Below are 18,536 nucleotides of genomic sequence, written 5' to 3'. Positions count from 1 at the left end.
AAAGATCATATTCTAGTTGAATACGCGACTGAAAGTATTAGTAATCAGTTATTCATAAGTAAATACCAATTATACCTACCTGATAAAAGACAATTAGAAAATGAGCTAAACAAGGTGTTGGAGGGTGAGTAGTTTTAGTAATGAAAGTACCAAGTACCAAAGCTCAACATCTACCTCCCCGCTGCCGTGGACCGTGGACAGTCGACCGTTGACTAAAAATAAGTATCAAGTAGCAAGACGCAAGTAGCAAAACACTGGAACCAAGTACCAAGAAGCAAGACAAACTACCAACTGAACATCCCGCTGCCGTGGACTGTGGACCGTGGACCGTTGACTACTGCAAACTGCCCACTGCCTACCGCCCACTGCCACCCGAACATCCCGTTGCTGTGGACTGTGGACTGTGGACCGTGGACTAAAAATAAGTATCAAGTAGCTAGACGCAAGTAGCAAGACTCTAGAACCAAGAACCAAGAAGCAAGACAAACTACCAACTCAACATCCCGCTGCTGTGGACCGTTGACCGTTGACCAATTCAACAATTAGCCAATTCAACAAATCCGAAATCCGAAATCCGAAATCCGAAATCCATTTGATCCCCGTCACCAAGCCCTTCCTTCCCCCTCAGTCTGAATACCAAGCCTACCTTGATGGCATTTGGGAGCGCAATTGGCTGACTAACAATGGCCCGCTGGTCAATGAACTGGAACTTAGCCTCAAGGAATACCTCGGTGTCAACCATCTGCTCTATACAGGCAACGGCACCATCGCCATTCAGATTGCGATCAAAGCCATGGAACTTACCGGAGAGATCATCACCACGCCATTTTCCTATGTGGCGACCACGAGCAGCATCGTATGGGAAGGATGCAAACCGGTCTTTGTGGATATCGACCCGGCTACCTGCAACATCGACCCGAACAAAATAGAAGCTGCGATCACTCCGCAAACCTCCGCCATCTTAGCTACTCATGTCTATGGAATTCCCTGCGATGTGGAGGCCATCGATCGGATCGCAAAAAAGCATAAGCTCAAAGTAATCTACGACGGGGCACATGCATTCGGGGTCAAGGTGAAGGGCCGCTCGATCTTCAGCTACGGGGACGTGTCGACGTGCAGCTTCCATTCCACCAAGATCTTCCATACCATCGAGGGCGGGGCAGTGTTCACAACCCAACCCGAACTCCTGAAGAAGATGGCCTATTTCCGCAACTTCGGACATGATGGGTATGAAAACTTCAACGGTGTCGGCATCAACGGCAAAAACTCCGAGTTCCATGCAGCCATGGGCTTGGTCAACTTATCACATCTCCCTGCCATCCTGCAAAGGCGCAAGGAACAGTCCGATACCTATCGCCAAATCCTGAGTGGGCTTCGGGTAACCTATCCCGATATCCAAGGCATAGAAACCTACAACCACAGCTACTTTCCCATCATCTTCTCCTCGGAGGAACTGATGCTTCAAAGCAAAAAAGCCCTGGCAGATCACGAGATCTCCGCCCGTCGCTATTTCTATCCCAGCCTAAGCACCCTGAACTATACCGAGGGTGACTGTCCCATTTCCGATCAGATCGCCGCCCGGGTTCTATGCTTGCCGCTGTACCACACGCTTTCGGATGTGGAGCAAAAGATGATTGCGAGGATATTGTTGAGGGTGCAAAATAATTGATTGTCGTCACTGCGAGTGAGGTACGAGCGAAGCAGTCTATTAAACTTTAACTCTTAATAATTAACCCCCAAACTTTTGATCGTAGCAGGCGCAGGTGGACATGCTTTGGAATTATTGGATATTCTGATTTCTCAGGGAATGACGGAAAACCTTTATTTCTTCGATGGATTAAACCCTATATCGGTTTTTCAGGATAAATATCCGGTTCTAAAGACAATGGATCAGGTGAAGGCGAAATTTCTGGAAGATCCTAGGTTTATATTGGGTACAGGGAATCCCAAAGTCAGAGCCATGTTTTTCGAAGATTTCACCAAAGCAGGAGGTATTCTATTTTCCGTTAAGGGAACAGGAATAGCCTATAGTAATTTTGCATTCAATAACGATGCGGACATTTTCAACCTCTGCTTTATCGGTGCAAATACCAAAATCGGGAAAGGCTCCCTGATCAATACAGGAGCACAAATACATCATGAAGTCAAAATCGGTAAGTTCTCTGAGATCAATCCCGGAGCTATTCTCCTTGGCAAAGTGGAAGTAGGAGATTTCTGTTCCATAGGAGCAAATGCTACCATACTTCCGAAAGTCAAAATAGGAAACTATGTGACAGTAGGGGCAGGATCGGTGGTTACTCATAATGTTCCGGATGGGGTAACAGTATTGGGAATGCCTGCGAAGAAGATACTGGAATCAAAAGATTAAACCTTTACAAAAAATTAATTTCCCGCAGATTTTTCTATCCATAATTAAAAAAAATATATAGAAGGTGCCTGCCCCATTTCAGATCAGATCGCAAAGCGCATTCTCTGCCTTCCGGTCTATCATACCTTATCAGAAGCGGAGAAAAAAGATGATTGTGAGGACACCATTGAGGGTGGATAATAATTGATTTAATTTCAATTATAAAGAGAATTATAAAGAAAAATCATAAATAAGCATTTATAATATATTCTATTGAATAATCTTTTAGATATTTTTTTAATTTTCTTAACATTTAATGGAATTGTTTTTTTAATTAATTCAATTAGGAATAATTTTTTCTCATTTTTTGAATCAGCATCTCTTCTTATTTTATTTTTAGTTTCAACTTATGCAGTTTGGAGAACGTTAGGTTTTAGCATTTATACTTTTTCGATATTAACAATTGGTTTTTATTTTTTAAAAACAAGAAAAACCTTTTTTTTAATAAGACCAAATTTGCAAGATTTATTGTATCCTAATTTAATTTGGCTGCTATTTGCATTGGTATATTTTGTGATACCTGGATGGGATTTTGGATATCCTCATGAAGATTATATTATTTATAGTAGAATAGCCTATTATAATGATAGATTTGGAGTAGAAAACACTCAGACCTTTTACAATATTATTTCCAATCCGGGTAAAATTGAAGTTTATCATTATGCGGAATTATGGTTGAGTAGTTTGTTTAAAAGGATTAATGGATTGAGTTTTATTCCAAATCTAATATTAATATCCTACCCATTGATGTCCTACTTTTTGTTTTTGGGAATTAATGACTTACTAAAAAACCAAACCAAGTTTCATGGGTTTTTAGTAACATGCTTAATTTTATTAGTTTTCAATCCTTATGATGAGGTATTGCGTTTTTTTGACATTGGATTACCTCTTGTTGGATTTAGTAGTTTAATTTTTAATTTGAAAACACTATTCATATTACCTCCTATTATTTTGGCTTTCAAAGGCATTATTGATGATAATCCAAATTATTTTTTGATTTCAATTTTTAGTTTATTCTATCCATTAATTATTCCAGTTTTGTTTATTGGATTAGGCCTATATGAATTTTTTATAGGAAAAAGGAATAAGAGAAATATCTTAATTATTATTGGTTTCTTAGGATTGTTTGGCTTTTTTTCTACGTTTTTTAGATTATCTGGCACCGAAATTAATTTTAATTATTTTTTCGATATCAATGTAGTGAGTAAAATGATTTGGATTGCTTTCATAGTTCCAGGTCTTTTATTATCGGTTCCAATTTATTATTTAGACAAAAACTTCAGAGAAAGGACTATTGACTTTCTTTTTTTTACATTTTTTGTTTTTATAACTGGTGCTTTTTTTTACATTTTATTATTTGAAAACATTGATTCTAATCAAATGTTTAGAAACATATCAAGTGCTGTGTTTTCAATATTATTAGGAATTGGAATTTTTTATAGTTTTAAGTATAATAAAAAATTTGCTTTCCTTTTACTTTTTCTATATTGTTTTCCAATAACATTTAATGTTTTTTTACCAAAATCAATAAAAGTATCTGAAGAAATTGTTTCTTTGAATAAAGCTTTAGTCCCATATAATAAATTAATATTTATTCCAAATAGAGAATTTGTTAATTCTGTTTATCAATATAATGAAAGGTTAAATTTACAGATATTAGAATTTTTTCTTATAAGAGAGGATATTGATTTAATTAATATTTCTGCGGCATTTCCAATTAGTGAGAAAATCAATAATTCTGTCACTATCAATATGGTTTCAACTTATAAATCAATTTCTCCGTTTGTTAGTTATTGTCATGATTGGACATTCGAAAATGCAGATTGTCTAATAGATTTTGCCAAATCTGTTAAAGCTGAAGGCATATTAATTAAAGGGGATTATATTGATTTTTTCCCTATTGAGACTACATCGCTTCCAGGAAATTTCAAATTAATAATTTTTAATAAATACGATTCGTGTTAAAATCTGTTATTAAAGTCCAAAATCTCTCCAAACGGTACCGTATAGGTTTGGAAGAAAAGCATTCCGAAACCTTAGCAGGTCAAATAGGCAATATTCTTAAATCTCCTTTTCAAAATTTTAAGAAACTTCAACAAATGAGTCGATTCGGTGAAGAAGACGAATCCGTTTTCTGGGCATTGAATGATATTAATTTTCAGGTTAAAGAAGGAGAGGTACTTGGAATAATAGGTAAAAATGGAGCTGGTAAATCAACTTTGCTTAAAATATTGTCTCAGATCACTCAACCTACTTCGGGTAAGATCGAAATCCATGGGCGTGTAGCCTCGCTTTTGGAAGTCGGAACAGGATTCCATCCTGAGCTTTCCGGTCGGGAGAATATCTATATGAATGGCACCATTCTGGGAATGACACGCCGTGAAATAGACTCTAAACTTGATGAAATTATCGATTTCTCAGGAATCGAAAAGTTTATCGATACCCCAGTTAAATTTTATTCCTCGGGAATGAATGTTAGACTCGGGTTTTCTGTTGCAGCCCATTTGGAGCCAGAAATTTTGATTATTGATGAAGTTTTAGCTGTTGGAGATTTTGAGTTTCAAGCAAAGTGTCTTGGGAAAATGCGTGATGTTTCGAGACAGGGTAGAACAGTATTGTTCGTTAGTCATAATTTAGAGGCAGTTAAGACTTTATGCGATCGGGCTATTTTATTGGAAAATGGTCATATTGTGTTCGATAATTTAGCCATAGATACAGTCAAATTTTACCTAAAGAAGAATTCATTTTCATTAAACTCGATGAATTGGATTCCAATTAAAAGGCCTGGTAATGAATGGTTAAGAGTTAATAAAATTGAGATTTCAAATAAGGGGTTTCAGGAAAATGGTTTTTTTGAGAGGATGCATGATTTAACATTGATTACTGAGTTTGAGCTTTTAAAAAACTCAATTGCTACAAACTTAAGTATGTTTATTTGTTCAGATACGGGTGAAATTATATTTAATTCTTATTCCCAACTCCCAGTTCCAATATTAAATAAAGGCGTTTATTCAAGTACTTGTATTATTCCGGGAGGTCTTTTAAATGATGGGAGCTTTACAATTACTATGCTTTTTGTGAAAGATACATCAATCATAATGTTCAGCCTTGAAAATGTACTAAGATTTGAATTAGTTGATACTGAGATCAGAGGTACTGGTTGGCATGGTAAGTTCCCCGGATATGTAAGGCCAAAACTGGATTTTAAAATTCATGTCTAGTCAAATTCCTTTAGTATCTGTTTGCATGATAACCTTTAATCAGGCAGAATTTATTCAACGATCAATTGAAGGTATTTTAATGCAAAATGTTGATTTTGATTTTCAATTACTTATTGCGAATGACGCATCCCCTGATTGCACAGAAGAACTTGTAAATAAATATATTCATGACTATCCTAAAGGCAACCGGATAAAATACATCCGTCATTCTAAAAATTTTGGCATGATGGCGAATTTTATTTTTGCTCTAAAGGAATGTAATGGCAAGTATATAGCCCTTTGTGAAGGCGATGATTATTGGACTGATCCCTATAAGCTTCAAAAGCAAGTTGATTTTTTAGAGGCTAACTCTGATTTTGTTTTGTGTTATCATCCTGTAAATGTGCTTTTTCCGGATGGTCAAATTGATGAAGACTATCATGTGAAAGGAATAATTGATAAATCTGAATCCAACATATATGATTTGGCAGCAATAGGGAATTATATCCATACTCCCAGTGTGGTTTTTAGGAATTTATTGAATACCTATCCTGATTCTTTTAATGAAACCCCCATAGGAGACTATTTTTTATGGATGCTTCTTGCGCAACATGGGAAAATTAAAAAGCTTCCTGATGTAATGGCAATCTACAGACATGGTGTTGGAGTTCACTCTACTCAAAATGATGATATGCGCAGTGATTCCTTTATAAAAACTCTTGATGTTTTATCGAAAACTATCTCCGATAAAACAATTGTAAAGATATTAAGGAATAGAATTCTCGCTATTAAATCCGCATCTCTTCCTTATCCAGTAAGAGCTTTAAAGAATTACAGAGATTTGACAAAGGCTGAGATTTTGAAAGATTATGTTGATTTTGGTCAATTGGTCAAGGCTATTTGGCTTAAAATTCGGAGGAAGTTTTAATGGTTTCAATCATTGTCCCTAATTATAATCACCATAAATTTTTACCGATCAGAATTGAAAGTATTTTAAATCAAACCTTTCAGGATTTTGAGTTAATCCTCTTGGATGACTGTTCCACGGACGGGAGTTGGGAGTACTTGGAGTCTTTCACTACTCATCCAAAAGTTTCCCATTGCATACGCAATGAAATCAATTCAGGAAGCCCGTTTAAGCAATGGAAAAAGGGAATTGAATTAGCTAAATATGAATGGATTTGGATTGCTGAAAGTGATGATTTTTGTGAACTCGATTTTCTTGAAAAAATGATATGCAATCTTCAGACCGATGTTTCATTGATTTTTTCCAAAAGTAAATTCGTTGATGCTAATGGTTCCCAATTGAATTTGGAAGACTTCAAAATTGATGAATCCAAATATGATTTTGGGGATTTTGATTTAAAAAGGAATGGTATTGACTTTATTAAGAAGTTTCTTTTGTATAGAAATAGTATTGTAAATGTCAGCTCTGTTCTTTTTAAGAAACCTTCAGAGTTTCCTGAAGAAATCCTGGAAATGAAATTTGCGGGAGATTGGTTTCTTTGGATTACATTATTATGTAAAGGTAAGGTATATTATTGTTCAGAAGAGTTAAATTATTTTAGGTTTCACGCTCAAACTACCCGTTTCCAAAAATCAGAGAGTTTGGAGCTTGATCGATATCATGAATTTTTTTCTTGTATTTATTATGCTAAGCGAATTTTAAAGCTTTCTGGTTTTTCTTTAACCTTTGATTATGGCTTTTCTGAAATCATATTAAATTATTTTAAAGTGAAGTATAAATATGGGAGGAGTAGATTAGTAGCTCTATTTCCTGATATTCCTTGGTTTTTTTATCCATTATATTACAGGTTTTTTTTTAAAAGTTTTATTCAATCTCATAGTGAGCGATTCTAGCCTAAATGTTAGTTTCTGTTATTATTCCAGTATATAATTGTCAACGTTTTTTAAAAAATTCTATTAAAAGTATTTTAGATCAATCGTTTAAGGATTTTGAATTAATTTGTGTTGATGATGGATCGACTGATAATTCAACAGATATAATAAGAAGTTTTTCTGATCCCAGGATTAAATTATTGGAACACGGTATAAATAAAGGGATTTTTGAGGCACTTAATACCGGTATTGATGTGAGTTGTGGAGATTTGATATTCCGAATGGATGCTGATGATGTGGCTACATCTAATCGAATTGCGCTCCAAGTCGACTATATGAGGAATAATCCAAGAATTGGGATTAGTGGGACCCTTGCCCAATTTTTTGATGGTAATTTGTTAAACAAACCGGTTTCCAATGAATATTTGAAACCCTCTTTGTTATTAGATTGCCCATTTGTTCATCCAACTGTAGTGATACGTAGAGAAGTTCTGATTAAAAACCAGTTGAAATTCTCTGGTTATTTAGAAGATTATGAGTTATGGGTGAAACTTAGTCAAGTAACTGAATTTGGTTTACTACCTGAAGTCTTGTTGAAATATCGTCAAAGTGAAAATCAATTTACTGCTCAAAATTTTGAAAGGCGGGAAAAAGAGGCGGATTTGTTGAGGGTGAGGTTTGCTGAGCAATGGTTGAATCGCAAGCTTACCTCTGAAGAAATATCAATAGTAATTCTTGGAACCTTACCTTCCAAACAACCTGAGTTGAAATTGGTAGAGTCTTTTTGTAAAGAACTAATTAACAATAATTCTTGGGGCTCTAAACAAGCCACTCTTGAGGTTGTAAAAAAGCTATTTTTTCGAAATTATTTTAGATCAAAAGAAAGTGGAAGAATAAGTTTTACTGTGCTCAAAAGCTCCCTTCTTTCAGTAAGGGAAAAATTTAATCTTTTAAGGAAATCAAAATTTTCTTTGTCCTGATTTATGCCTAGGATTTCCATTGTTATGCCTTGCTTTAATTCTGAATTGTATTTGCAAGAAACTCTTGATTGCCTAATAAAGCAAAGTTTTACAGATTGGGAGTGTGTTATCGTTAATAATGGGTCCACTGACAGTACAAATGAAATTGCAAATACCTATGCTCAAAAAGATCCTCGTTTTCGTGTTCTTACAAAAGAGCATGGGGGTATATCAAGTGGAAGAAACTACGGAATTATGGCTGCAAAAGGAGAATTTATCCAGCTTTTGGATTCTGATGATTTGATCACGCCGAACAAACTGTTTAATGAGATTGAATTTCTGAATCATCATCCTGATGTGGATATTGTTTACTCCGGAGCCAGATATTTCTATACAAATGATCATGAAAGAGCTTTACATGTATACAGCGATAAAGGCTGGACTGGTACAATTGAAATTGATCGTTCAGATAAAGTAGTATTGGATGCAATCATGAAAAGAAATCCTTTTGTGACCTCAGCCCCATTGTATAGGGCTTCAATCTTTAAAGAGATTGGTCTTTATGATGAATCGTTACAGTATATTGAAGATTGGGATTTCCAAATTCGTTGTGCCTTAGCAGATAAGGTTTTTCACTACCTAGGATACAAACCTGATCAATGTACTTTGATAAGACTTCATGATAGAAATATTTCAAAGAACAAAGATGCAGTCCAATCAGCAAAGCGAAAATTGATGGAAAAACATGCAGTACTTTTCAAAATGAAAAAGAAAGAAAGAAGGAAGATTAGTTTTAAAGATTTGATTCCACCAATCCTTCTAAGTCTAGTTAATCGGTTGAGATAAAATGAAATTGAAGCCTATTGCATTTTATCTACCCCAATTTCATCCTATACCTGAGAATGACGATTGGTGGGGAGAAGGATTTACCGAATGGACCAATGTAAAAAAAGCAAAACCACTTTTTAAGAATCACTACCAGCCTCATGTTCCTACGGAGCTTGGATATTATGATTTGAGGGAAGAAGAAGTCCGGATCAATCAATCCAAACTGGCCAAGGAGCATGGGATTTATGGTTTTTGTTATTGGCATTATTGGTTTGGAGGAAGAAAACGACTACTAGAAAAACCTGCTCAGGACTTTTTGAAATCTGGTAAACCAGACTTTCCTATTTGCTTTGCATGGGCAAATCAGACTTGGTCAGGGATTTGGCATGGAGCACCCAACAGAGTTTTAATTACACAAGAATATCTTGGAAAGGAAGATGATGAGGCTCATTTTCGAGAGCTTTTGCCCTATTTTCAGGATTCAAGATATATTCAGATAGATAGTAAGCCCTTATTCCTGATTTATCGACCATTCGATCACCCTTATTTGGATGATTTTATTTCTCATTGGAATTTACTCGCAAAAAAGGCTGGATTAAACGGGGTTTATTTTTTGGGGATTTCTTATCAAAAAGAAAATCCTTTCAAATACTTAAATGGATTTGCGTTTCATGATCAATATTTGAAAAAAGAGAGATTTAGTTTTTTTGAAAAGGCAATAAAGAAACTAACCAAAGAGTACCCTGATGAAATATTAAGTCGGTGGACCAGGGGCTGTATAGTAACTTCCTTTGAGGAAATGGTAATGAGAACCCATAATCATAAAATGAATCATAGTCACTTCCCTACGCTACATACTGGATGGGATAATACTCCCCGGTCAGGTAAAAGAGGTGTTGTTCATCAAGATTTTAGCCTTGACCTCTTTAGGTTACATCTTGAAAAATTGATTGACTGCATCAATGAAGAACAAGAGCCTATTTTTTTTATAAAAAGTTGGAATGAGTGGGCAGAAGGAAATTACCTAGAGCCAGATAAACGGTTTCAGAGAGGTAAATTAGAAGTCATTAAAACAATCTTGGAGTCAAGAATGAATAAAAGTTAAAATGAAAAAAACGTTATTAATAACGGGTGGAACTGGATTTCTTGGAAGAAATTTGGCTTTAGCCTTAAAAGGCGATTACCGGGTAATCTTAACTGGGAGAAACAATAAGCAAAATATGTATGCAAAATCTGTTACAGGTTGCGAAGTTGCTCCAATGGATATTGTAAACATTGAGTCAATCAGGGACATTTTCTCCCAATATAAGCCTGATATTGTCATCCATGCTGCAGCCACCAAATTTGTAGATCTGGCTGAAAAATTTCCAATGGAATGCACAGATGTAAATGTGATTGGGTCTCAGAATATAGCCCGAGTAGCTTCCGAAAGAAAATGTGAAATGGTTGTTGGTATATCTACCGACAAAGCAGCCCCTCCCATTAGAAATTTATATGGAATGACAAAAAGCATCATGGAGCGCCTTTTCTGTGCTATGAATGAGAATTCAGAAACAAAATTCTGTGCAGTCAGATATGGAAATGTAGCATGGTCAACAGGCTCAGTATTGCCTATTTGGGATGAAATGCACAAGAAAACAGGTGTAATTGGTACAACAGGTCCTGAGATGAGACGCTTTTTTTTCACCGTTGATGAAGCAGTGGAATTGGTAATCAATGCCATTAATCATATGGACCTAGTTCAAGGAAAAGTTCTATCACGATATATGAAGGCTGCCCAAATTGAAGATATTCTTAAAGTCTGGATTGAAGAAAAGGGAGGTAAATGGGAAAAGATTGCAGAAAGACCAGGAGAGCGAAATGATGAATTTTTGATTGGGGAATTGGAATTGGATTATACCAAAGAATTAGAGATGAATGGAATAAAGCACTATTTGATTTCCTTTAATGAAAAGGAGGAAAGACCACTCTCTTTTGGTCTTTCCTCCGCGAATACTGAGAAACTTTCGAAGGAAGAAATTGTGAAATTAATTTTTAATTCTCCAAATGAGTAATTTGAAACAAGGGATCCGTCACGGACTAATTATGGCTGCTGGTAGAGGGACTAGAATGGCTCCTTTGACCGATTCGATTCCAAAGCCGATGGCTCCTTTGTGGGGTTCTACTTTGATTGCTAATGGGATTACAAAAATCAAACCTCATCTTGAAAATCTTCATATAACAGTTGGATATAAAGGTGCTGACTTGGCGAAACATGTGATTGAATTGGGCGTGTCCTCGGTTATAAATACAGAAGGGAAAGGTAATGCTTGGTGGGTTTTTAATTCATTACTTAAGAATTTAGATGAGCCTGTGCTTGTCATGACGGCTGATAATGTGACAGACTTCACAATCGAATTACTTTTTGAAGAATATAAAAGATTGGGATCACCCCCTTGTATGGTAATTCCTGTTATTCCTGTTCAAGGTTTGGATGGAGATTTTATTCATCAATCTAATAATCTGGTCTCGAAACTAGATCGAACCGAACCCACTAAGATTTATTGTTCAGGAATTCAGATTTTAAATCCATTTTTAATAAATCAGATTATGGATAAGAAGGAAGATTTTTCCGAGGTTTGGAATGAGTTGATCAAAAAGAAATGCCTGTTTTCTTCCAGTATTTTTCCTGATAAATGGTTTACTGTAGATAGTATTCAAAGTCTAAGTGATGCACATAAGTTAAAAATTTAACTTTTCAATGGGTATTTCAATTATCGTCCCGACTTTAAATCGACCAAACCAACTTTTTGAATTATTAAAAAAGCTTAGCAAAATAATCGCGGATGATGAAATTATCATAGTTGACGACAGTCAAAAAAGTCAAGAAAAATATATAATGGAAAGTTTTTCTTCTCCAATAACCTACATCAACAGAGGGGAGAAGTTAGGAGTGAGCTCCGCTAGAAATGTTGGAGCATTCAGTGCAAATAACACTTATTTAATTTTTTTGGACGATGATGATGAGTTTACCGAAAATTGGCTTAACGATTTTCGAAATTTAATTTATAAGAAGCCAGATTTGGTGTTTTGTAACATGGTTCGCGTAGAACCCAATGGAAAAAAGATTGATGTAAAAGTTTCTGAGAATAGAAACGGTGCAATGGGAAACAGTATTGTTATTCCAGGATCCTGGATGATTAAGAAATCTCTTTTTGAAAAAATAAAGGGATATGATGAACAGATTCTTTTTGCAGAAAACACTGAATTATTTTTTAGGGTCTTTGAAGCAAAACCAACTACTTATTATATCAATAATTTTAATTTTATCTATCACCCTTGTCCAACAGGAGGGTCCAAGAACCTCCAAAATATGATTGATTCGCTAACTATTATTTTGGATAAGCATTCTGAAATTCTCACTTCACATGTCAAGCACTTGTACCATCAAATTATTGGGGTGAATTCGATGCGTTTTCGGAATTTTTCTCAGGCTCGCTATCATTTATATTTGGCCATACGATATAAGCCTTTAAAAGCATCAACGTATGGCCGATTGGGTTTAGCTTGTTTACCTTTTTTAGCTAAAAGACTGTACACTGAAAAGGTAAATTATGGTTAAGTTAGGTGCCTTCATTATTACATATCATCGTCCCGCCATTCTTTTAAAAACCATTCATTCGATTTTTTCACAGACCAACCCTCCAGAATTTATTTGGGTAATTGATAACTCTAGTAACCTGGAAACTGATCAAGCTGTAGCAAGTCTATTAAATCCAAAAATTCGATATCATTACATGGGTTTCAATGCAGGTCCTGCTGGTGCTGCGGCAATAGGTTTAAAACTTTGTGAGCTGGATGGGGCAGATTGGATTTATTGGGGCGATGACAATGATCCGCCTTTTCGATCTGATTGTTTTGAACGATTATTAGCAATCCGCGACGTCAATCCTTTCTGTGGAGTCTTGGGAGCCGTGGGACATTTTTTTGACCGAAAAAAGGGAGTTATTAAACGGATTCAAACCCGCCTGTTAGAAAAAAAGGAATGGATCGAAGTAGATTCAATTGCAGGAGGAATGTGCATGCTCGTATCTGCAGATGTTACAAAACAAGGCATTCTTCCCGATAAAGACTTGTTCTTTGGATTTGAGGAATTGGACTTTTGTTTGAAGGTGACACGGAAAGGGTATTCCTTGGTGGTGGACTGCAAATTATTTTTGGAAGCTAGAAAAGACACTGGAAGATTACAGTTTGAACGGCCTGCATACCAACTAAAGAAAAATCTATCAAGAGAATATTACAGCCTACGAAATCTCCTTTACATTTCTGATTCTCTCACTTTAAATACCATGAAAATGCAGTTGATTTTGAAATGGACTGCAAAAGCCTTTTATGGTTATCGATATGGTTTAAGCTATGGTTGGAAAAATATGAGAATGATTTTTTTGGCATTTTGGCATTATTTCCGGGAAGTGAAAGGAAAGACAATTGATCTCGCCTAAATCTACAATTATTAATTTAAAAGATGGCCTTCAAGTAGGAGGGGCTGAGCGTAGCTTATTGATGCGATGTCACCGTTTGGAATCATTTATAACGACTGTAATTGTCCTTTCAAATTCTTTAGCTCTCCTTTCCAATTTTGTAAATTAAGGAATAAAAGTTCTGGTCAAGCCTATTCTGAGTAATTATCGATTCAAAAGAAATGCACGGAAACTTAAGCCAATTATAGATTCTTTAAGATCGGTGAACTAATTAATGTGGTATTTTGAAGCCTGAGTTTTCGGTAATTATCCCCACTTTCAATAGGGCATCTACTTTAGGCAGAGCAATCGAATCCGTGCTTCATCAAACCTTTCCTCCCGTGGAAATTATCGTAATTGATGATGGGTCCTTTGATAATACCGCTGATTTGGTTAAGAAATACCCAAGAGTAAGATATAGACATCAGTTCAATCAGGGAGTAAGTTCGGCCCGTAATCTGGGCGCAGAGGAATCAATTGGCGATTGGTTGATTTTTTTGGATTCGGACGATGAATTGCTTCCGTGGGCATTGGAGGAATTCACCAATTTCATTAAAAAGCAACCTGAAAAAATAGTCTTTACAGGTGGGTTTTTACTAATCCTTGGGAAGACCAAAAAAAAGATTCTTCCCTCTCAGGGAAAGGATATAGGACAGATTCCAGGAAGTTTTACCGTTCGGAGAAATCAATTTTTACAATTGGGTGGCTATGATTCTCGGTTGAATTTTGCGGAGAACACCGAACTATTTTTCCGTATCCAATTGGCAGGGCATTCTCCTGCTTTGGTTCCATCCCCATTGATGTGCTATTATCAGTATCCTAGCGGAGGGAATAATAACCTAAAAAATGTAAGCGATTCAATACTCTGGATTCTTGAAAAACATCAGGAGCTTTTACCCAATCAAATTAGGCGATTATATCATCAGATTTTGGGAGTAAATTTTATTCGATTTAGACAGTTTGCTGAAGCGAGAAAACATCTGGTTCTTGCCTATTCACTTGATATGAAGAAATTGGATACTCTTGGACGATTATTTATTTCCTGCTTGCCTCCTTTGGCCAAACAGCTTTATTCGGAAAATCCTCGGTTATAATTCGATTTGGAGGTTTTGTAATTACATAAAATCGGCCGCAGAATATGCTTCAAACACTAGAAAAGGTCTTCGAACATTGGATGTCGATAATTCCAAAAATTTGGAAACGGGATATGCCTTTATCAATTTGGGAGAATCCTGTATGCAATATTTTAGAATGGGGTATAGATAAAAGAAAACACGTTCTCACTGGCCAATGAATCTAGGTGACTCTTCATTTGCTGTGCTTTTGGTTACTTTTAATCGACATGAGTTATTGTGTCAGATTCTTCGGTCTATTCAGGAGTTCAATTGGCAAGTATCCAATTTTATTATTGTAGATAATGGAAGTGAGGATGAAACTTCTCTTATACTAAAAGAATTTGAATCTAGCCTAAGTCTTTCAATTATTTCACAAAATGAAAATATTGGACATGGAGCAGGTCTAGCCGTAGGTTTGGATTATTTAAAGGCAAATTTGCCTAGCTTGGAGTACGTGGTTTTTCTTGAAGATGACAGTATTCCAACAGCTGGATATTTGGATTTTTTGTTGGCTAAGATTCAGAATTCAACCTACACTATGATTTCCTCTTCGGGTTCCTTGGTGAGTCTAGGAAAGCGAAAAAAGCTTATTCCTAGTGACACCGAAATATTGGCAGCGGATTTTGCCATATTTGACGGAGCGATTGTTCGATTCCAAGATCTATTAAAAGTCGGTTTTCCAGTTCGAGATTGGTTTATGATGTTTGATGATTTTGAGTATTGTTATCGGATAAGAAAGTCTGGATTTTCGATTGGTGTTGTTGCCAATCCCTACTTAGAAATATTACATGAAGGTTGGGGAGAGGGGACATCTCACTCATTCATATGGAGAACTTATTTTCAGTCAAGAAACTTCACTCTTTTTATAAAAAAATATTTTACACTTTTTAATCTTCTGGATTGGTTGATTTTGCAATCCAAGCGATTGCTTGGAGGTATTTTTTTAAAAAACGGAATGCTTGTATTTAAAATGACCATTCTAGGCATTCGAGCTGGTGTTCTTGGGAAAACCGGAAAATCTTTAGATTTGAAAACTTTAAAGGAAATTTGATCAAAAGCCTTAAAAAGGGACTTTACAAACTAGCTGAAGACTTAGGTTTTAGAGCTCAGTATTTGATTATTTTATTCAAAATCAGAAAACTCCTAGGGCTCAAGTCCTTGGAAGAAAAGAGAATTGAAAAATTTTATGCTGACCTATTTAATGGCAGGCTTTCCCTGATTTTTGACATTGGTGCAAATGTGGGAATCAGAACTTCGGTCTTCTCAAGCCTAGGTAATAAGGTTGTTGTATTAGAACCAAATCGAGAATTAGTATCAATCTTGAATTCTAGATTTAGCCGATCCAATGTAGAAGTTATAGACAAGGCCTGTGCAGCTTCTTCGGGAACCAGAGAATTCCATCTTGGCGATAACCACTTAGTTTCAACATTGTCTACCCAATTCATCCATCACAAACAGGAAAGTGGAGCTAAAAACAAATGGGCCAAGAAATCTCAGATTAAAACTATTTCGCTGGACGAATTGGTGAAGATTTATGGAGTTCCTGACTTTTGTAAAATAGATGTGGAAGGCTATGAAAAGGAAGTTCTTTCAGGCTTAAATCAAAAAATTGGAATGATTTCCTTCGAGTTCAATTATCCTGCTTTTGAGTCAGACACCTTATGGTGTTTAGAAAAATTATCTTCATTGGGATATACTTCGTTTAATTTTTCATTAGGAGAGACATTAGAATTTCATTTTAGTGAATGGGTTTCTTACGAGGATATTTCAGCAATCTTTCATCTCAAAAATTTCCCTTTTGGGACATGTTATGGAGATATTTATGCGAGGTAATAATTTTCCTCGGTCTGTGTCCCTGCCTCCCCCCGGTCTGTGTCTTCACAGACCGGAATGTAGCCCCCACAGACCGAAATACTCAAATACCAAAACATCAGTAATTATTCCTTGAAACTCCTTTTCACCCAAGATGCTTTAGTAAATGCCGGTGCTGAACGCAACCACATTAACCGTGGTCTGTGCCTGCCCGTCCGTCAGGCGGGTCTTCACAGACCACTATACACGATCTAAGTAATTGAAAATCCTTTTCACTCAAGATGCTTTAGTAAATGCCGGTGCTGAACGCAGCCACTTGGATATTCTTTCCCGATTTTCGAAGGAAATTGATGTCGGTTTTGTCTATTTCTATCCTAAGCATGACCTTAAGGAGGCCTATGAACGAGCCGGAATCCGGCTCTTTTTTTTGGATATCTCCGAGTCCTACCATTTCCCCCTTGCCATTTCCCGACTGGTAAAACTTATCCGCCTGGAAAAACCAGACCTCTTGGTTTCCTCCCTGTGGCGGGCAGATATCATCACCCGGATCGCATCCGTCATCACCGGAGTTCCCCTAGTTGGCACCCTCGTCAATGACAGCTATGGCCCCATGGCCTGGAAAGATAAGCAGGGCCTGAAGTACAAGTTGGTCTATTGGTTGGACCGCCTGACCGCCCGCATCCCCATCCATTGGATTGCAAATGCTCAGGCCCTTTCCGATTCCCATGTAAAGACTTTGGGACTAAAAAGAGAAAAGATTTCTGTTGTCTATCGCGGTCGTCAAGTTCCGCCCCGGTCTGTGCCTCGGTCTGTTCCTGCCCGTCAGTCAGGCGGGCCTGTCTTGCCGGTAGGCGGATCTTCACAGACCGAAACGCAGTCCCCACAGACGGAATTGAGTATCAAGAAATCAGTGTCCTGTGAGGACACAGGCCACGGTGATAGAAAAAATATTGAGAAATCAGTGTCCTGTGAGGACACAGGCCACGGTGATGAAGACAGAGGCCACGGTGATGAAATTCGACCTCGGTCTGTGCCTCGGTTCGTTCCTCAGTCTGTGTCTTCACAGACCGAAATGGATAAAAATGGAGATCGCTTCCCCGAACAATCGGGGCAGGCTGTTCCTCGCGATGACGGAATAATCAAAAACTTCATCTCCTACGGCCGTCTCCTCGAGCGAAAAGGCTTCCAGGATGCCATTCAAGCCTTTTCAGAAATTATTCAAACGTATCCCAATTGCACCTTGACTATTTTTGGAGAAGGTCCTTTTCGGAAAGAACTTGAAAAACTTATTCAGGATCTTGGCCTTAAAGAATCCGTCTTCCTCCCCGGAAAAATCTCAAATCCAATGGATTTACTCATTTCGGGTTTGGGAAAACATCCGACATCCGACATCCGACATCCGACATCGTTCCACTGCTTCCTCTTCCCCTCCTGGTACGAAGGCTTTTCAGGAGCGCTGGTCGAAGCCATGATGGCAGGAATCCCAATTATTGCCTCGGATATCCCAATGAATTTGGAAGCTTTGAATGATCAAGAAAGCGCCCTGGTTTTCCCCGTTGGTAACAGGAATGCCATGAAAGAAAAGATGATTTATGCGATCGAAAATCCCGAATTGATGCTGGAATTGGGAAATCAGGCAAGAACTGTGGCAAGCCAGCGATTTGATATTGAAGTGATAGCCAAGGAGTATGAGGGGGTGTTGAAATCTTTACCCCACCCCGGCCCTCCCCTTTAGGGGAGGGAGTCTCCCGGACATATACGAATAGTAGGTTTTGGAACAGTAATACTAAATTAGTTTCCGCCAAAGTCCCCCTAAAGGGGGATTTAGGGGGTAGAAAAGGCTATGATGAGCAGCATTTCCAGTATTTGGAAAAAAA

General features: G+C 37.1%; 17 protein-coding genes. All 17 read left to right on the top strand.

Going from position 1 to position 18,536, the window contains the following annotated elements; all coding sequences use genetic code 11:
- Positions 1–592 precede the first annotated feature (592 nt).
- Entirely contained in the window at positions 593–1,669 is a 1,077-nt protein-coding gene (locus BLQ81_RS20965) for a DegT/DnrJ/EryC1/StrS family aminotransferase (RefSeq protein ID WP_092734815.1), read from the top strand.
- Between the two features lie 75 nt (positions 1,670–1,744).
- Positions 1,745–2,368, top strand: a complete 624-nt coding sequence (locus BLQ81_RS20960) for an acetyltransferase (RefSeq protein WP_092734813.1) — start codon at positions 1,745–1,747, stop codon at positions 2,366–2,368.
- A 252-nt stretch (positions 2,369–2,620) separates the two neighbouring features.
- Positions 2,621–4,372 carry an LTA synthase family protein gene (locus BLQ81_RS20955; protein WP_139183697.1) on the top strand — a complete coding sequence of 584 codons (1,752 nt, stop codon included), beginning with the start codon at positions 2,621–2,623 and terminating at the stop codon, positions 4,370–4,372.
- Positions 4,366–5,628: an ABC transporter ATP-binding protein gene (locus tag BLQ81_RS20950; RefSeq protein WP_092734807.1), complete on the top strand. Its 1,263-nt coding sequence runs from the start codon at positions 4,366–4,368 to the stop codon at positions 5,626–5,628. Before BLQ81_RS20955 ends, BLQ81_RS20950 begins: the two co-directional genes overlap by 7 nt.
- Positions 5,621–6,535, top strand: a complete 915-nt coding sequence (locus tag BLQ81_RS20945) for a glycosyltransferase family 2 protein (RefSeq protein ID WP_092734804.1) — start codon at positions 5,621–5,623, stop codon at positions 6,533–6,535. The genes BLQ81_RS20950 and BLQ81_RS20945 overlap by 8 nt, the downstream gene beginning before the upstream one ends.
- Positions 6,535–7,467 carry a glycosyltransferase family 2 protein gene (locus tag BLQ81_RS20940; protein ID WP_092734802.1) on the top strand — a complete coding sequence of 311 codons (933 nt, stop codon included), beginning with the start codon at positions 6,535–6,537 and terminating at the stop codon, positions 7,465–7,467. The genes BLQ81_RS20945 and BLQ81_RS20940 overlap by 1 nt, the downstream gene beginning before the upstream one ends.
- A 5-nt stretch (positions 7,468–7,472) precedes the next feature.
- Positions 7,473–8,426, top strand: a complete 954-nt coding sequence (locus BLQ81_RS20935) for a glycosyltransferase family 2 protein (RefSeq protein ID WP_092734799.1) — start codon at positions 7,473–7,475, stop codon at positions 8,424–8,426.
- A gap of 3 nt (positions 8,427–8,429) precedes the next feature.
- A complete protein-coding gene (locus BLQ81_RS20930; RefSeq protein WP_092734796.1) occupies positions 8,430–9,251 on the top strand; it encodes a glycosyltransferase family 2 protein in 822 nt (273 codons plus the stop codon).
- A 1-nt stretch (position 9,252) separates the two neighbouring features.
- Positions 9,253–10,338: a glycosyltransferase WbsX family protein gene (locus BLQ81_RS20925; RefSeq protein WP_092734793.1), complete on the top strand. Its 1,086-nt coding sequence runs from the start codon at positions 9,253–9,255 to the stop codon at positions 10,336–10,338.
- 1 nt (position 10,339) lies between these two features.
- Positions 10,340–11,287 carry a polysaccharide biosynthesis protein gene (locus BLQ81_RS20920; protein WP_092734790.1) on the top strand — a complete coding sequence of 316 codons (948 nt, stop codon included), beginning with the start codon at positions 10,340–10,342 and terminating at the stop codon, positions 11,285–11,287.
- Positions 11,280–11,966: a nucleotidyltransferase family protein gene (locus BLQ81_RS20915; protein WP_092734787.1), complete on the top strand. Its 687-nt coding sequence runs from the start codon at positions 11,280–11,282 to the stop codon at positions 11,964–11,966. Before BLQ81_RS20920 ends, BLQ81_RS20915 begins: the two co-directional genes overlap by 8 nt.
- Before the next feature lie 7 nt (positions 11,967–11,973).
- Positions 11,974–12,834, top strand: coding sequence for a glycosyltransferase family 2 protein (locus tag BLQ81_RS20910; protein ID WP_092734784.1), 861 nt, complete (start codon positions 11,974–11,976; stop codon positions 12,832–12,834).
- Entirely contained in the window at positions 12,827–13,714 is an 888-nt protein-coding gene (locus BLQ81_RS20905) for a glycosyltransferase family 2 protein (RefSeq protein WP_092734781.1), read from the top strand. Before BLQ81_RS20910 ends, BLQ81_RS20905 begins: the two co-directional genes overlap by 8 nt.
- 263 nt (positions 13,715–13,977) lie before the next feature.
- The gene (locus BLQ81_RS20900; protein ID WP_175454311.1) at positions 13,978–14,826 is read left to right on the top strand and encodes a glycosyltransferase family 2 protein; all 849 of its coding nucleotides are present in this window, start codon (positions 13,978–13,980) and stop codon (positions 14,824–14,826) included.
- A 196-nt stretch (positions 14,827–15,022) separates the two neighbouring features.
- The gene (locus BLQ81_RS20895) at positions 15,023–15,898 is read left to right on the top strand and encodes a glycosyltransferase family 2 protein (RefSeq protein WP_092734775.1); all 876 of its coding nucleotides are present in this window, start codon (positions 15,023–15,025) and stop codon (positions 15,896–15,898) included.
- Between the two features lie 107 nt (positions 15,899–16,005).
- Positions 16,006–16,680: an FkbM family methyltransferase gene (locus BLQ81_RS20890; RefSeq protein ID WP_175454310.1), complete on the top strand. Its 675-nt coding sequence runs from the start codon at positions 16,006–16,008 to the stop codon at positions 16,678–16,680.
- 238 nt (positions 16,681–16,918) lie between these two features.
- Positions 16,919–18,394 (top strand): glycosyltransferase, encoded by a 1,476-nt coding sequence (locus tag BLQ81_RS20885; RefSeq protein WP_092734768.1) that lies wholly within the window; start codon positions 16,919–16,921, stop codon positions 18,392–18,394.
- Positions 18,395–18,536 lie beyond the last annotated feature (142 nt).

The organism is Algoriphagus alkaliphilus, assembly GCF_900103735.1.
Classification (GTDB): domain Bacteria; phylum Bacteroidota; class Bacteroidia; order Cytophagales; family Cyclobacteriaceae; genus Algoriphagus; species Algoriphagus alkaliphilus.
The sequence above is the reverse complement of the archived record's forward strand: the minus strand, read 5'-3'. Positions and strand labels throughout refer to the sequence as shown.

Bases quoted from the DNA above. Each gene is read 5' to 3' on its own strand.
- BLQ81_RS20945 (WP_092734804.1), top strand. From the start codon at position 5,621: ATGTCTAGTCAAATTCCTTTAGTATCTGTTTGCATGATAACCTTTAAT.
- BLQ81_RS20940 (WP_092734802.1), top strand. From the start codon at position 6,535: ATGGTTTCAATCATTGTCCCTAATTATAATCACCATAAATTTTTACCG.
- BLQ81_RS20935 (WP_092734799.1), top strand. From the start codon at position 7,473: ATGTTAGTTTCTGTTATTATTCCAGTATATAATTGTCAACGTTTTTTA.
- BLQ81_RS20930 (WP_092734796.1), top strand. From the start codon at position 8,430: ATGCCTAGGATTTCCATTGTTATGCCTTGCTTTAATTCTGAATTGTAT.
- BLQ81_RS20925 (WP_092734793.1), top strand. From the start codon at position 9,253: ATGAAATTGAAGCCTATTGCATTTTATCTACCCCAATTTCATCCTATA.
- BLQ81_RS20920 (WP_092734790.1), top strand. From the start codon at position 10,340: ATGAAAAAAACGTTATTAATAACGGGTGGAACTGGATTTCTTGGAAGA.
- BLQ81_RS20915 (WP_092734787.1), top strand. From the start codon at position 11,280: ATGAGTAATTTGAAACAAGGGATCCGTCACGGACTAATTATGGCTGCT.
- BLQ81_RS20910 (WP_092734784.1), top strand. From the start codon at position 11,974: ATGGGTATTTCAATTATCGTCCCGACTTTAAATCGACCAAACCAACTT.
- BLQ81_RS20905 (WP_092734781.1), top strand. From the start codon at position 12,827: ATGGTTAAGTTAGGTGCCTTCATTATTACATATCATCGTCCCGCCATT.
- BLQ81_RS20895 (WP_092734775.1), top strand. From the start codon at position 15,023: ATGAATCTAGGTGACTCTTCATTTGCTGTGCTTTTGGTTACTTTTAAT.